The organism is Rhizobium sp. N122, assembly GCF_002211295.1.
GTDB lineage: Bacteria > Pseudomonadota > Alphaproteobacteria > Rhizobiales > Rhizobiaceae > Rhizobium.
The window spans coordinates 145,771-161,399 of the sequence record NZ_LOKU01000005.1; the positions used below are offsets into that span (position 1 = coordinate 145,771).

The 15,629-nt window shown below is 62.4% G+C and carries 12 protein-coding genes; 6 read left to right on the forward strand and 6 right to left on the reverse strand.

The features are described 5' to 3' along the window. Positions 1 to 2: 2 nt before the first annotated feature. Positions 3 to 947 carry a diacylglycerol kinase family protein gene (locus ATY75_RS05590; protein WP_088936756.1) on the reverse strand — a complete coding sequence of 315 codons (945 nt, stop codon included), beginning with the start codon at positions 945 to 947 and terminating at the stop codon, positions 3 to 5. A 300-nt stretch (positions 948 to 1,247) separates the two neighbouring features. Between ATY75_RS05590 and ATY75_RS05595 the strand changes: the two genes are divergently transcribed. Together ATY75_RS05595 and mgtE are read left to right on the forward strand one after the other, a co-directional pair. Next, positions 1,248 to 2,474, forward strand: a complete 1,227-nt coding sequence (locus ATY75_RS05595; RefSeq protein WP_088936757.1) for an MFS transporter — start codon at positions 1,248 to 1,250, stop codon at positions 2,472 to 2,474. Positions 2,475 to 2,734: 260 nt separating this feature from the next. Continuing rightward, complete coding sequence (gene mgtE / locus ATY75_RS05600; protein WP_088936758.1) at positions 2,735 to 4,108, forward strand: magnesium transporter; 1,374 nt, start codon at positions 2,735 to 2,737, stop codon at positions 4,106 to 4,108. A 216-nt stretch (positions 4,109 to 4,324) separates the two neighbouring features. On the opposite strand, the gene ATY75_RS05605 is transcribed toward mgtE, so the two are convergent. After that, the gene (locus ATY75_RS05605; RefSeq protein ID WP_172599144.1) at positions 4,325 to 4,846 is read right to left on the reverse strand and encodes an Lrp/AsnC family transcriptional regulator; all 522 of its coding nucleotides are present in this window, start codon (positions 4,844 to 4,846) and stop codon (positions 4,325 to 4,327) included. Positions 4,847 to 4,941: 95 nt separating this feature from the next. Between ATY75_RS05605 and ATY75_RS05610 the strand changes: the two genes are divergently transcribed. Beyond that, positions 4,942 to 5,847, forward strand: coding sequence for a DMT family transporter (locus tag ATY75_RS05610; RefSeq protein ID WP_088936760.1), 906 nt, complete (start codon positions 4,942 to 4,944; stop codon positions 5,845 to 5,847). Between the two features lie 83 nt (positions 5,848 to 5,930). Here the strand turns inward: ATY75_RS05610 and ATY75_RS05615 are convergent, their stop codons facing one another. From ATY75_RS05615 to ATY75_RS05625, 3 genes are all read right to left on the reverse strand, one after another. Next, positions 5,931 to 6,545 (reverse strand): L,D-transpeptidase, encoded by a 615-nt coding sequence (locus ATY75_RS05615; RefSeq protein ID WP_064837781.1) that lies wholly within the window; start codon positions 6,543 to 6,545, stop codon positions 5,931 to 5,933. 117 nt (positions 6,546 to 6,662) lie between these two features. Next, positions 6,663 to 7,166, reverse strand: coding sequence for a hypothetical protein (locus ATY75_RS05620; protein ID WP_143535266.1), 504 nt, complete (start codon positions 7,164 to 7,166; stop codon positions 6,663 to 6,665). Between the two features lie 160 nt (positions 7,167 to 7,326). Then, a complete protein-coding gene (locus ATY75_RS05625) occupies positions 7,327 to 8,991 on the reverse strand; it encodes an electron transfer flavoprotein-ubiquinone oxidoreductase (protein ID WP_088936762.1) in 1,665 nt (554 codons plus the stop codon). Between the two features lie 248 nt (positions 8,992 to 9,239). On the opposite strand from ATY75_RS05625, the gene ATY75_RS05630 reads away from it, so the two are divergent. Continuing rightward, entirely contained in the window at positions 9,240 to 10,028 is a 789-nt protein-coding gene (locus tag ATY75_RS05630; RefSeq protein ID WP_088936763.1) for an SDR family oxidoreductase, read from the forward strand. Positions 10,029 to 10,036: 8 nt separating this feature from the next. On the opposite strand, the gene ATY75_RS05635 is transcribed toward ATY75_RS05630, so the two are convergent. Then, positions 10,037 to 10,909 carry an aminoglycoside phosphotransferase family protein gene (locus ATY75_RS05635; RefSeq protein ID WP_088936764.1) on the reverse strand — a complete coding sequence of 291 codons (873 nt, stop codon included), beginning with the start codon at positions 10,907 to 10,909 and terminating at the stop codon, positions 10,037 to 10,039. 291 nt (positions 10,910 to 11,200) lie between these two features. Here ATY75_RS05635 and ATY75_RS05640 point away from each other — a divergent pair, with 291 nt between their 5' ends. Both ATY75_RS05640 and ATY75_RS05645 read left to right on the forward strand, forming a co-directional pair. After that, a complete protein-coding gene (locus ATY75_RS05640) occupies positions 11,201 to 12,508 on the forward strand; it encodes an efflux RND transporter periplasmic adaptor subunit (RefSeq protein ID WP_088936765.1) in 1,308 nt (435 codons plus the stop codon). After that, positions 12,505 to 15,624, forward strand: a complete 3,120-nt coding sequence (locus ATY75_RS05645) for an efflux RND transporter permease subunit (RefSeq protein WP_088936766.1) — start codon at positions 12,505 to 12,507, stop codon at positions 15,622 to 15,624. Before ATY75_RS05640 ends, ATY75_RS05645 begins: the two co-directional genes overlap by 4 nt. Positions 15,625 to 15,629 lie beyond the last annotated feature (5 nt).

Genomic DNA, 15,629 nt, shown 5'->3' on the forward strand with positions numbered 1-15,629 from the left:
CCTCAGGCTGCGGGCTCGCGGCGTTCATGGGCATTCACCTGGGCGGCGAGCCCCTGCTTGACGAGGACCTTCAACTCGCCCGGATGCAGCCGGATGGAAACGTCGCGTGCAAGCGGCAGCAGCTCGCCGTCCATCACGCAATTGGCCTTGGAGCGCAGTTTCGGGAAATGCAGTTGCACCTCGGCCGGATGCATCACCATGACATCGGCGTTCTCGCGGACCTTGCCGCGCAGCATGTCGATGGCGAGACGGGCGACGCCGAGAGGCTTCAGTGGATTTGCCGTATAGAAGCCGAGCTCGCCGCTTCTCAGATTGTCGGCGTAAAGCAGCGCATTCTCGCCGAAGGGATTGTTGGAGACCGAGATTGCCGACACCCTGCGGCGCTCGCGCATGCCGGCTGCCTCGAATTCCACTTCGAATTCCGGCGGGTTGAAGACCACGCCGAGGGCGGCCTTCGTGCTCGCCCGGATCTTGCCGAGCCGCGAACGATAGCTGTAGGCGTTGCGGTAGCGCACCATGCGGGCATGCAGGCCGGCGGAAAACTGGTGGATGAACGGGCGGCCGTTGGCGCTGGCGATATCGACATTGTCGATCTCGCCGGTCGCCAGCACATCGAGCGCCTGCCAGATATCGAGCGGCACGCGCAGCGAGCGGGCAAAGAGGTTCATCGTGCCGGCCGGCACGACGCCGAGGGCAATGCCGTTTTTCCAGGCGATCGATGCCGCTGCCGAAATCGTGCCGTCGCCGCCGCCGGCGACGATGCCGTCGATATCGTCGCGCTTGGCCGCCCGCTCCATGGCAGGAATGATCTCTTTTCCGGAGAAGACGATAGCGTCGAAATCGTGCCCCGCGTCGCGGAACGCCTCCTCCGCCCTCTTTTCGTAGGCCAGCATGTCGGTGGTCCTGAAGGTGCCGCCGTCGCGATTGAAAAAGCCTACAAGCTTCATGAGGGCTCCCGTCCCTGGCGCGGAAATGCTCCTGCCTTTGCCCTGAGATGGTTGCGGCATTGGCGATTTCAAGCGCATCAGCCTTTCCGCAAGAATATCAGAAATGCAAATATTGCAACGGACATATGCACATAGCAGGACGCTGCACTGCGAAAAATGCACTCGACGCCTGCCGGTATATCACGGATAGATCACATATCGGAGAGATCGTCTCCACCTCCCGCCATAGACCACGATCGCCTCGCGGCCGCGCTTGCGCCGGAGGCCGTTGCCAAGCAAAAACCGTCCCGAGGAGCTCTCATGAGTGAGATCGCCATCAATGATTCCATCGACAGCCAGGATGAAGGACTGCCGTCGGCAACGACAGTGGCGCTGGTCCAGTTGGCGCTCGCCTGCGGCGGCTTCGGCATCGGCACCGGTGAATTTGCGATCATGGGGCTGCTGCCGAATGTCGCCGATACTTTCTCGGTGACGACGCCGCAGGCCGGCTACGTCATCAGCGCCTATGCGCTCGGCGTCGTCGTCGGCGCGCCCGTTATCGCTGTGCTCGCCGCCAAGATGGCGCGCCGCACGCTGCTCCTGACACTGATGCTGGTTTTTGCCGTCGGAAATATCCTCAGCGCCATGGCGCCGACTTTCGAATCCTTCACCTTCCTGCGCTTCGTTACCGGACTGCCGCACGGCGCCTATTTCGGCGTCGCCGCCCTGGTCGCCGCCTCGATGGTGCCGATACATCGCCGCGCCCGTGCCGTCGGCCGCGTCATGCTCGGCCTCACCGTCGCTACTCTTCTCGGCACGCCGCTGACGACGTTTTTCGGCCAGTCGCTCGACTGGCAGGTGGCGTTCTGGTCGGTCGGCATTGTCGGTCTGCTGACGGTGGCGCTGATCTGGTTCTACGTTCCCAAGGACAGGGTTTCCGAGGAGGCAAGCTTCCTGCGCGAACTCGGCGCCTTCCGCCGGTCGCAGGTATGGCTGACGCTCGGCATCGCCGCCGTTGGTTACGGCGGCATGTTTGCAATGTTCAGCTATATCGCCTCGACGACCACTGAGGTGGCGATGCTGCCGGAAACGGCCGTCCCGATCATGCTGGTGCTTTTCGGCGTCGGCATGAATGCCGGCAATTTCATTGGCTCCTGGCTTGCCGACAAATCGCTGCTCGGCACGATCGGCGGCTCGCTCGTCTATAATATCGTCGTGCTGACCACCTTCTCGCTGACCGCCGCCAATCCCTATATGCTCGGCCTCTCGGTCTTCCTGGTCGGCTGCGGTTTTGCCGCCGGCCCGGCGCTGCAGACTCGGCTGATGGATGTCGCCGCCGATGCGCAGACGCTTGCCGCCGCTTCCAACCATTCCGCCTTCAACATCGCCAATGCGATCGGCGCCTGGCTCGGCGGCCTCGTCATCGCCTGGGGCTACGGTTTTGCGGCAACCGGTTATGTCGGCGCCGCACTCTCTTTCCTCGGCCTCTTCGTCTTTGCAGCCTCCGTGCGGCTGGAGCGCCGCAGCCGGAGCATGCAGGCTGCGTAAAGCATCTCCGCTCGCAATGGGCGGGGGTGCGACATTCTGGCGTTAAGCATTTACCCCGCTTGACTTTTTTTGCGTTCGGGACCACCTAGAACCTCACGCGGACGGCACTCGTCCGCGGATTTCAACGGAGCCATCTTCACGATGCCAAGCGACAGTAGAAGTCGATTGCCTTTGCCGTACGCGGCCCTCGTGCGCTGACCGACTCCTGTCGGCTCGCCCGTTCGGGACGCTACGGCGGATCGACGGAAAGGCGAGCCTTAATGAACATCAATCGCTTCCCACTTCGGGCAGGCCATGCCGCCCGTGCCTTCATCAACAACAGCCGCGGCGCAACGATCGCCGAACGCGTCGATGCGTTGAACGCGCTGACCGTCCAGGATGCCGGGCGTGTGCTGACCGGCATGCCGCTCGACTATGCCGTCAACATTCTCGATCGGCCGGAGCTGCGCAACGCCGCACAGATCCTGGCGCTGATCAGCGCCGAGGATGCCGCACGGCTGCTGCACGGCATGTCCAACGACCGTGTCGCCGACGTGCTGCTCGAACTCGACGGCGAGACCCGCGGCCGGCTGTTCGCCAGCCTCGACGAGCCGGTGCGCATCGCGATCCAGCACCTGATGGGCTATCCGCCGCGCACGGCCGGCGGCATCATGACGACGGAATTCGTCAGCGTGCCGGTCAGTTGGACTGTTGCCCAGACGCTCGATCATGTGCGCCAGGTCGAACGCTCGCGGGAAACCGTCTACGCCATCTATGTGCTCGACGAGGCCAGCCATGCGCTCATGCATGTGGTGACGCTGCGCCGCCTCATCACAGGCGAGCCTGAGGCTTCCATCCTTTCGGTGGCGCAGAAGGGCACGCCAGTTTCGGCCGATCCGCTGATGAAGCAGGAGGATGTCGCCCGGCTGATCCGCAAGCACGACCTGCTCGCCTTGCCGGTCACCGACGACCATGGGCAGGTGCTCGGCATCGTCACCGTCGACGACGTGATCGACACGATGATCTCGGACACGACGGAAGCCGCCCAGAGGTTCGGCGGCATGGAGGCGCTCGGCCAGCCCTATATGAAGATCGGCTTTGCCGGCATGATCCGCAAGCGCGCCGGCTGGCTCGCCGCCCTGTTCCTCGGCGAAATGCTGACGGCAAGCGCCATGCAGCATTTCGAAGGTGAGCTTGAGAAGGCCGTGGTGCTGACGCTGTTCATCCCGCTGATCATGAGCTCGGGCGGCAATTCCGGCTCGCAGGCGACGTCGCTGATCATCCGGGCTTTGGCGCTCGGCGAGCTGAAGCTGTCGGACTGGTGGAAAGTGCTCCTGCGCGAACTGCCGACGGGCATCGTGCTCGGCGCGATCCTCGGCCTCGTCGGCTTTATCCGCATCGTCTTCTGGCAGTCGGCCGGCCTCTACGACTACGGCCCGCACTGGCAGATGGTCGCCGTCACGGTGTTTGCCGCCCTGATCGGGATCGTCACCTTCGGCTCGATCTGCGGCTCGATGCTGCCCTTCCTGCTGCAGAAGCTGCGGCTCGATCCGGCCAGCGCCTCGGCCCCCTTCGTCGCCACGCTGGTCGACGTCACCGGGCTCGTCATCTACTTCTCGGTGGCGCTACTCATCCTCAGCGGGACACTGCTGTAGAGCAAAAGGCCCCTCACCCTAACCCTCTCCCCGTAAAACGGGGAGAGGGGACGTGCCATGCGAGGCGTTTCCGAGGGACCGAGACGTTACGGCTTGGTCCCTTCGCCCCGTTAAAACGGGGAGAAGGTGGCGGCAGCCGGATGAGGGGCAGGCTCCGGGCGCCAGCCGAGAAAAAAGTATTGTTCGTCAACCAACGGCCAGCAAGCCCGAAGGAAATCATCTTCCCTCAGGCAGCTTCAGCGGCCCATGCGTTTTGATGCTGCGGATGGCGAAGTTGGAGCGGATGTCGCTGACATTCGGCAGGGTCAGCAGCGTCTCCGTCAGCAGCCGTTCATAGGCGGCGAGGTCCTCCACCACCACTTCGGCCAGGAAATCGGCCGTGCCCGAAATCAGGAAGCAGGAGACGATCTCGGGGATGGCGAGCAGCGCCTTCTGCTGCGCCTCGGAATTCTCGCGGCTGTGATGGACGACCTTGAATTCGACGAAGACGGTCAGCCCGAGACCGACTTCCTTGCGGTCGATATCGGCGGTGTAACCGCGAATGACGCCGGAGCGTTCGAGATTGCGGATGCGGCGCAGGCAGGGCGACGGCGAGAGGTTCACCTTCTCGGCGATTTCGACATTGGTGGCCCGCGCATCCTCCTGCAGGCACTTCAGGATGGCGATATCGAATTTATCGAGATTTGGCATTTTCGCGATTCCTGTTGGCACCATTTGGCAGAAGATTGCGCATAGCATGATTTTTGAGCCATAGATAGCAAGGACATGCCCCACCCTCCTGATCTAATCTTTTCCTCGACCGGAAGGCTCCGGATGAAGGAAGGGACAGGACGATGACCACCATTGCATTTACCAACGACAAGTCGCCATCGCAGGCACTGGGTTATGCCGGCGGCACTGTTACCGTGCTGATCTGGGCGACATGGTTTCTTGTCACCCGCCACAGCGCCGCAACGCCGCTCGGCTCGATCGACATCGGGCTGATCCGCTTCGGCATTCCCGCCCTGGTCCTGTCGCCGGTCTGGCTGAGGACCGGGCTGCTGCCGAAGGGCCTGCCGCTGCATCTGCTGGCGATCATGGTGTCCGGCTCGGGCGCCGTCTTCTTCCTGCTGACCACGCTGGCAATCCATTCGACGCCGGCTGCCTCCTCAGGCATTCTGCTCGGCGGCTCGATGCCGCTCGCTGCGGCGCTGATCGGCATCGTGCTGTTTGGCGAAAGACCTGATACCACCCGCATCGCCGGGCTCGTCGCGATCGTCGCCGGCGTGCTGATCCTGCTGACGCGGAGCCTTGCGGACGCCTCGCTGGCATGGACGAGCTTCGTGCTGCTGCCGGCCGGCGCCGTTCTGTGGGCGAGCTATACGCATGCCTTCCGCCGCTCGGGCCTGACGGCCGTGCAGGCAAGCGCGCTGATCGCCGTCTGGTCCTTCCTGATCATGGGCGTGCTGGCGCTTATCTTCGGCATCTCGCTGCCGCAGGCGCCTCTCCCGGAAATCGGCCTGCAGGTGCTGAGCCAGGGCATGCTTTCCGGTCTCGTCGCCATGGTCGCCTACGGCACCGCCGTCAGGACCCTCGGCGGAACACAGGCCGCCGCCTTCACGGCGCTGACCCCGGTATTGGCAACGCTCGGCGGCGGCTTGTTGCTTGGCGAGGCGATCGGCCTGGCGGAAATCAGCGCCGCCGTGATCACCGGCATCGGCGTTGCGCTTTCCACCGGCATCGCCGCCCAGCGCCGCTGACCGCCAGCTAGGGCCAACAAAGGTCGAAAGCCGCCGACAGCCATCGCTGCGGCGGCTTTTTCAATGAAGGTGATTTTACCAGCTCAAGCCTGGATGACGACGACCCTGGCGCCGACTTCGACGCGGCTGTAGAGATCGATCACGTCGTGGTTCATCATGCGGATGCAGCCGCTCGACATGGCGAGACCGATCGATTGCGGCTGGTTGGTGCCGTGAATACGGAAATGCGTGTCGCCGCCGCCACGATAGAGATACATCGCCCGTGCACCGAGCGGGTTGTTCGGGCCGCCCGGCATGCCGCCGGCAAGCTTGCGATAACGCTCTTCGCGGGCTTGCATGTTTTCGGTCGGCGTCCAGCTCGGCCACTCGGCCTTGCGGCCGATATAGGCGTTGCCGGCAAAGGCCAGCCCCTCGCGGCCGACGCCGACGCCGTAGCGCACTGCCCTGTTGTCACCGAGGACATAGTAAGCGCGCCGTGCCGGGGTATCGACGACGATCGTGCCCGCTGCATGAGTGGTTTCATAGGCCACTTCCTGACGGCGGAGCTCCGGCTTGATCTTGTCGATCGGCACCTGCTTCAACGGGAATTTTTCATCCGGAAGTGCGGCGTAATTCGTCTGACTGTTCAGGCCGGTCGCAGAGCAGCCGGCGACAAAAAGCGGCAGAGCGATCAGGAAGCCCCGGCGGGAGATCGTCATGAATGTGTCCTTAGTGCGTCAACATGATGTCGCAAGCTAAGGAGATTATGGTTAATGAAACGCTAAAGGAGCACAGCAGACAGAGATAACGACTGCGTTATCATGTATAGCCCACCGCTATTTCACGACAGTTTCAATATTGCCCGCCAGCGCGAGATATTGATCAGCCGAAAAGTTTTCCCATCCGTCTTGCGGCGCACGATTGAGTTGTGGCGAAAGAGCGGAATAGATACCGAAGAATCCATCGGAGAGTTGGTCGCGCCGGGCCATGTAAGCCGCCTTCGATAGGCCGCCCTCGCTTTCCCGACTCAGGATTTCTTCGTTCCCTGCCGACATTGACCAGACCAACCGGGTGTTCGCAGTGCAAATGTCGACAACAGGATTCCAGCCGGCACAACTGCCTACGACGATTTCGTCATCCCCCCAGATGTCCCGGCGCAAGAAATCCGACAGTCGCATTTGATCGTGGAACCCATCTGTTGCGATGCGAAGGCGTGCAATGCGAATATATTTCTTATCCGGCGGCGGAAGCTGCGGCACCTTGATGGTCTGCAGCAGATAGGGCGGCTCCGACTCGAAGCGGATTTCGAGAAAGGGCCGGTAGCCCCAGAGTAGAGGCACGGGCGCCTCGCTTCCGCCATCCATCCACAGTCGGGCGGTCCCAGAAATTTCGAGACCTCGCGCATCGTCGCGCCACGCGTAAGCGGCCCGAGCGCTCCTGTTCGAAGAAAGGAGAGCAGGGAAAGCGTAGCAGATCTGGGATGGCGGACGACCATCCGATCTACATGTTCGGATAGACCGGCCCCTCGCCGCCCTGCGGCGGCACCCAGTTGATGTTCTGGTTGGGATCCTTGATGTCGCAGGTCTTGCAGTGCACGCAGTTCTGGGCGTTGATGACGAAGGTGTCCTCGCCGTCCTTCTCCACCCACTCATAGACGCCGGCCGGACAGTAGCGCGTCGACGGGCCGGCATAGATGTCGTGTTCCGACCGCTTCTGCAGCCCGATGTCCTTGACCTGCAGATGCACCGGCTGGTCCTCCTCGTGATTGGTGTTCGACAGGAACACCGAGGACAGGCGGTCGAAGGTCAAAACGCCGTCCGGCTTCGGATAGGCGATCGGCTTGTGCTGTGCTGCCGGCTCCAGCGACTGCGCATCGGTCTTGCCGTGGCCAAGCGTGCCGAAGAAAGAAAAGCCGAACAAGGTATTGGTCCACATGTCGAGGCCGCCAAGCGCCACACCGAGTGCCGTGCCGAACTTCGACCACAGCGGCTTGACGTTGCGCACCCGCTTGAGATCCTTGCCGATGTCGCCCTTGCGCCAGTCGTTCTCGATCTCGGCCACCTCGTCATGGCTGCGGCCAGCTTCGATGGCAGCGGCCAGCTTCTCGGCCGCGAGCATGCCCGACAGCACCGCATTGTGGCTGCCCTTGATGCGGGGAACGTTGACGAGACCCGCCGAACAACCGATCAGCGCTCCGCCGGGGAAAGACAGCTTCGGCACCGACTGATAACCGCCCTCTGTGATGGCACGCGCCCCATAGGAGAGCCGCTTGCCGCCCTCGAAGGTGCCGCGGATCGCCGGATGGGTCTTGAAGCGCTGGAATTCCTCGAAGGGATAAAGGTAAGGGTTCTTGTAATTGAGATGAACGACGAAGCCGACGGCGACCAGATTGTCTTCGAGGTGATAGAGGAAGGAACCGCCGCCGGTCTTCATCCCCAATGGCCAGCCGAAGGAATGCTGCACCAGGCCCTGCTTGTGGTTCTCCGGCTTGACCTGCCAGAGTTCCTTGATGCCGATGCCGAATTTTTGGGGTTCGCGGTCCTTCTGCAGATCGAACTTGGCGATCAGCTGCTTGGCGAGCGAGCCGCGCACGCCTTCGCCGATCAGCGTGTACTTGCCGCGCAGCTCCATGCCGCGGGTATAGTTCGGGCCGGGCTCGCCATTCTTCTCGATGCCCATGTCGCCGGTGGCAACGCCGATGACCGCGCCCTTGTCGTCATAGAGCACTTCGGCCGCGGCAAAGCCCGGATAGATCTCGACCCCGAGCTCTTCGGCCTTGACCGCCAGCCACCGACAGACGTTGCCGAGCGAGACGATGTAATTGCCGTGATTGTTCATCAACGGCGGCATCAGGATGTTCGGCAGGCGGATCGAGCCGGCCGGGCCGAGCAGCAGGAAGTGGTCTGATGTGACTTCGGTCTTGAAGGGATGATCGGCCTCGTCGCGCCAGCCGGGCAGCAGCCGGTCGATGCCGATCGGATCGACCACAGCGCCCGAGAGGATATGGGCGCCGACCTCGGCGCCCTTCTCCAGGACGACGACCGACAGTTCCGGGTTGACCTGCTTCAGCCGGATTGCCGCCGAAAGACCGGCCGGACCGGCGCCGACGATCACCACGTCGAATTCCATGCTCTCGCGTTCAGGCAACTCAGTCGTCTCGGTCATTCACTCGTCTCCGCTTGGCGGCGCGCAGCCGTCATCCCTCTCAGGCACTTTCTGTCAAAACGAGAAAGCATTGTCGAGCCGGGATACGACAGCCAATCTTCAATTCGCACAATGATAGGCCCTGCGCGCCAGAATTATATAACGTTTACGTCAACGTCAATTAGCAAACGCCGCCGAACCGGTGACACGCCCTTTCCTTTTCCGCCGCGTGCGCCTTATACATCGCTCTAAGATATAGGAGGACAATCATGGATCTCGGCATCGAAGGCAAACGGGCGCTCGTCCTCGCCTCCTCACGTGGGCTCGGCCTCGGCATCGCCACAGCACTGGCCCGCGAAGGCGCCAACGTGCTGCTTTGCGGGCGCAGCGGCGAGCAGTTGGAGGCCAATTGCAAGGCGATCAACAGCGAAGGCAAAGGCCGGGCCGACTGGATCTGGGCCGACCTCGGGGATGAACGCTTCGTCGAGACGGCGACAGCGGCGGTGAAGGAGAAGTTCGGCGGACTCGATATCCTCGTCAACAATACCGGCGGGCCGACGCCCGGCACGACCGAGGAGATGACGGGTGAAAAGCTCGAGACCTATTTCCTTTCCATGGTCGCCCGCGTCATCACGCTGACCAATGCGCTGCTACCCGGCATGAAGGCGCAGGGCTGGGGCCGGATCCTGACGGTGGCCTCCTCAGGGGTGATCGAACCGATCGCCAATCTGGCGCTGTCCAATACGCTGCGCCCGGCACTGGCCGGCTGGAGCAAGACGCTTGCCACCGAAGTGGCGGGCTTCGGCGTGACCACCAACCTGCTCCTGCCGGGCAGCATCCTGACCGCACGGCTCGACGATCTCGACGGGGCGGCGGCAAAGCGGACAGGCAAGAGCCTCGAAGAGATCCGCACCGACAAGGAAGCGCGCATCCCGGTCGGCCGCTACGGCCGCGTGGAGGAATTTGCCGCAACCGCGGCCTTCCTGTGCAGCCAGCCGGCAAGCTACATCACCGGTTCGCTGATCCGCTGCGACGGCGGCGCGGCCCGATCCGTCTGACCTCTGCCTCAGCCGGCATGGGCCGCAACAGCGGCCCAACTCGCCGCACTTTGGACCATCGATCCGACATGGGCCGGATCGTCGGCAAGCTCGGACAGACGGTGGAAGCCGGTCAGGATTGAAATGCGCCGCCGGTCGAGCCGGCGTCCGGTCAGCATTTCATAGGCCGATATGATGCGGGCGGTCAGATCGGGCGAGATGAAGTTCGAATAGATGAACTCCTGGTGCAACGGCCCGAAGCCCGAATCGGCGAAATCGTAAATGCCGTTGAGCCTGCCTTGCGCATGATTGAAGGCCATATTCCAGCCATGACCGTCGAAGAAGCCGTAGATATTGCCGTGGGGATCGGGCGGCAAGCTTTCGAAATCCGAAATAACAGCCTCGGCAAAGGGCCTGATCTCGGGCGGCAGCAGCGGTAAAGCCTCTGTTCGCACTGTCTCGGGCGATTGCCAGGGCTGGATCGGCCCGGCGCCGGCCGAGCGTATCCGATCGGCATCGAGCACATGCAGCTCGGCGTAAAAGCGCGCCAGATCGTCGGCGAGGTGCTGACGATCGCCTTCGCCAAGCGCAGCGTAATCGTCGGCAATGAGATGTTCGCCGTCGATCTTGGCATGGCTGGAAAAGATCGGGGGCCCGTCGTGAATGCGCATGTCGGGAACCGCCATCGACAGCGCCGGCCTGATGATGTCGAGCAAGGCGGCTTCCTTCACAAGCGCTCTTTCCGCGCCTGAATGACGGGGAAATTTGAAGATCAGCGTGTCATCGACATCGACGGCAAGGGAATCCCAGCCCTTCGCCGCCAGCTTGAAGGCGGAGGCCGTGAGTTCAGGAAATACGCTTATGATGAGAGAGCGAAATTCGCTGGCGTTCAACTCGGTCATGATGACCTGCTTTCTCGGGTTTTTCCCGTGTTTTTCGCCGGGCAACGAATGGCACGCGGGCCGACAGCGTCTTGTTTCGCGCCGCCTGCCCCTCCGCCGTCAAACGGCACCGGGTTACACTGGGTCTATATTAGTATAGTTTGAATATTACGGAATATTCATTACAAAAATTTAAGCCGTTATAACCACTTAGTGATGGCGACCGGGGAATTATGTCTTTTTTGCGCCGCAATATAAGCGGCTCAATCAGAGCATAAATTCGCAAACCCCGTTCAACCCCCGGTCTCGCCCATGAAGAAATTTTCGATCACTGTCAGCGTTATCGTAGTTGCCGCCGTCGGAGTCTGGCAATTCGGGAATCAGATTCCTTATGCCTCCCGCATTCCCTACCTCTCGCAGTTCATCAAACCGCCGGTTAGCGGCAATGGCGGGCAGCCGGCACAGGGCGATCAGGCGCAGGCCGATCAAGCGCAGAACGGTGGCCAGCATCAGGGCGGCGGGCGCAGACACGGCGGCGGCGGCCCAACCGTCGTCAAAACCGTCGCGGCGGTGAAAACGACGCTGCCGACGGATGTGACCGCGACCGGCTGGGCCGATGCCGATGACAACACGACCATTGCCGCACAGGAACAGGGCCTGATCGTCAGCATCGATGCGCAGGATGGGGCAACTGTCAAAGCCGGCGACTTGATCGCCAAGCTGGACGACCGGACGGCCAAGGCGGCGGTCGACAAAGACAAAGCGATGATCGTGCGTGACACGGCGACGCTTTCGGAATCCGAGACCGAATTGACGCGCGCGCAGGATCTCTTCAACCAGAAGGCCGGCACCCAGCAGAGCCTCGACCAAGCGGTCGCTGCCCGCGATACCGCCGCCGCCACCGTCGACGCCGACAAGGCCTCGCTTGCCTCCGATCAGATCATCCTCGAAAACACTGATATCCGCGCTCCCTTCGACGGCCGGCTCGGCGATATCGCCATCAGCAAGGGCGCCTTCCTCAATGCCGGCTCGGCCGTCGTCACCATCGCCAAATACGATCCGATCTATGTTAAATTCCATCTGCAGGAGCGTTACCTGCGCACCTTGAAAAGTGCCCTGGCAGCCGGTCCGGTCGAGGTCAGCACCGTTCCCAGTTCCACCAAGGGCCAGATCAGGAAGGGCGAGATCAGCTTCTACGACAACACGGTCGACACCGCCTCGGGCACGATCCTCGCCAAGGCGAAATTCGAAAACGCCTCCGGCGCGCTCTGGCCCGGCCAGTCGGTCAATATCGTGGTGCATTTCAACAATGACGACCAGCAGGTGGTGGTGCCGACGGTTGCCGTCAGCCCCGGTCCCGACGGTTTCTTCGCCTTCGTCGCCAAGGACGGCAAATCGCATCTGACGCCGGTCACCGTTGCCCGCGCCAATGGCGGCTTCACCGCCATCGAGTCCGGTCTTTCGGAAGGCGACCATGTCGTCATCGAGGGCCAGGGCCAGCTCAGCGACCAGCAGGCGATCAACGAGCAATTCGATGAAAAGGCGCTTGATGTCGCCTCCGCCGAAGAGCCTCGGCAACAGCATCAGTCCGAGACGATCGCGGTGGGAGCTCAGCAATGATCCCCAATTTCTGTATCCAGCGCCCCGTCGCCACGACGCTGCTCGCCATCGGCGTCATTCTGGCCGGTCTTGCCGGTTATCGGCTCGTGCCGGTCGCGGCCCTGCCGCAGGTCGATTTCCCGACGATCAACGTTTCGGCGCAGTTGAGCGGCGCCTCACCGCAGACGATGGCGACCTCGGTCGCCACGCCGCTGATCAAGCAGTTCGAAACCATTCCCGGGATCAGCGAAATCAGCGCCTCGAGTTCGCTCGGCAGCAGCAGCATCGTGCTGCAGTTCGACCTCAATCGCGATATCGACGCCGCTGCAGCCGATGTGCAGGCGGCAATCTCGCATGCGACACGTCAGCTGCCCGACAATCTGACGACGCCGCCGAGCTACCGCAAAACCAACCCGGCCGATGCGCCGGTCATGCTGCTTTCGGTACAGAGCAACACCATGCCGCGCAGCAAGCTCGACGAGATCGCGGAGGATATTATCTCGCCGTCGCTTTCGACGTTGCCCGGCGTTGCCCAGGTCAGCGTCTACGGTGCGCAAACCTATGCCGTGCGCGTCGAGGTCGATCCCAACAAGTTGCTCACCCGCGGTATCGGCATCGATACCGTCAACAAGGCGCTTGCTGCCGCCAACAGCCAGCAGCCGGTGGGAACGCTGCAGAACAACTCGCAGAGCATGACCATCACGGCAAACACCCAGCGCACCAACGCCGAACAATTCCGCTCGCTGGTCATCGCCAATCCGAACGGCGCGCCGATCCATCTCGGCGATATCGCCGATGTGCAGGACAGCGTCGAGAACCAATATACCGGCAGCTGGTATGACGGCCAGCGCGGCATCATCCTCGCCATCCAGCGTCAGCCGGATGCCAACACGGTCGATGTCGTCGACGCGATCAACGCCAAGCTGCCGCAGCTTCACGCCGAAATCCCGCCCTCAGTCAATACGGTCGTGATGAACGACGCGGCAAAACCCATTCGCGCCGCGATCGCCGACGTGAAGTTCACGCTGTTCCTGACGATCGGTCTCGTCGTTCTCGTCATCTATCTCTTTACCGGCCATGCCACGGCAACGATCATTCCGGGACTTGCCGTTCCGCTGTCGCTGATCTCGACCTTCGGCATGATGTATGTGCTCGGCTACAGCATCGACAACATCTCGCTATTGGGGTTGACGCTCGCGGTGGGGCTGGTGGTCGACGACGCGATCGTCATGCTCGAAAACATCCTGCGCCATGTCGAAGAAGGCATGCCGGTGCGGGAAGCGGCGATCAAGGGGGCGGGCGAAGTCAGTTACACCATCATCTCCATGTCGGTTTCGCTGATTGCGGTGTTCATCCCGATCCTGCTGATGGGCGGCGTCGTCGGCCGGGTGTTCAACGAATTCGGCATGGTGGTCGCCATCGCCATCATCTCGTCGGCGATCGTCTCGCTGACCGTGACGCCGATGCTCGGCTCGCGCCTGTCCAACAACCACAGTCGCCCGCCGCTGCTCATCCGCATCTTCGATGCCGGTTTCGAGCGGACGCTCAACGGCTATGACAATGCGGTCGGCTGGTGCCTTCAGCACCGCCTGACCATCCTCGGGGTTTTCCTCGGCTCGGTGGCGTTGACGATCTATTTCTTCATGACGCTGCCGACGAGCTTCTTCCCGCAGGAAGATATCGGCCGCCTGACGATCAGCACGCAAGCGCGGCAGGACATTTCCTATACCGCCATGGAAGCGCTGCAGCAGCAGGCGGCAGCCGCCGTCAAGGCAAATCCGGCGGTCAACCACGTGATGTCGACGATCGGCGGCAACCCGAACAAGCCGCAGAACAACGGCTCGATGTTCGTCGAACTCAAGGACAAGAAGGAGCGGCCGCCGCTTGACCAGACGCTGCGCGAGCTGCGCGCTGCGATCAACAAGATCCCCGGATTGCAGGCCTTCGTGACGCCGAACCAGAGCCTGCGCTTCGGCGGCCGCCAGACTGCCAGCCAGTATCAGTTGGTGGTGCAGGCGCTCAGCGCCGACCAGACCAACCTGTGGGCGGGCAAGATCCAGGCGGCAATGCGTGGCGACCGCGGCCTGTTCACCGACGTGACCTCGGACGCCCAGAACAACGCCCTGCAGGCCAATATCGTCATCGACACCGAACGGGCGGCCGCCTACGGCATCGACAATGACACGCTGCGCACGACGCTGCAGGAATCCTTCAGCGGCTATGCGGCCGCCGAAATCCAGTCGACCGGCGACAGCTACGACGTCATCGTCGAATACGACACCAGCAAACCCTGGGACGACCAGAAACTGTCGGAAATCCGGGTCGCCTCCGCCAATGGAAGCCTGGTGCCGCTGTCGAACTTCGCGCATGTGCAACGCACCACCGGCCCGGTGACCATCAACCAGACGGGCCAGCTGGTCTCGACCACGGTTTCCTTCAACCTGCCGGAAGGCGTGTCGCTCAGCGATGCGACGGCGGCGGTCGAACAGATCAAGAAGGACATCAGCGTGCCGGCAGATGTCTTCACTTCCTATGGCGGCACGGCTGAAATTTTCCAGCAGTCGCAGGGCAATACGCCCTACCTGATCCTGGCGGCGGTGCTGACCATCTATGTCGTGCTCGGCGTGCTCTATGAGAGCTTCATCCATCCGCTGACCATTCTCTCCGGCCTGCCGGCCGCCGCCTTCGGCGCGCTGCTGGCGCTGAAGATCATGGGCTTCGATCTGTCGATCATCGCCCTGATCGGCCTGCTGATGCTGATCGGCATCGTCAAGAAGAACGCGATCATGATGATCGACGTAGCGGTGGAGACCATGCGCACGACCGGCGAAAAGGCGACGGCGGCGATCCACGAGGCCTGCGTGCGGCGCTTCCGGCCAATCATGATGACGACCTTCTGCGCCCTGCTCGGCGCCCTGCCGATCGCGCTCGGCACCGGCGCAAGCTCGGAGCTGCGCCAGCCGCTCGGCATCGCCGTCGTCGGCGGCCTGATCGTCTCGCAGATGCTGACGCTGTTCATCACCCCGGTCATCTTCGTCGAGATGGACCGCTTCGGAAACTTCCTCGGCCGCCTGATGGGCGGAAAAAAGGTGGAGGAACCGGTGGTAAGGGAGGCAAGGGCAATGGCAGCCGAATGATGACG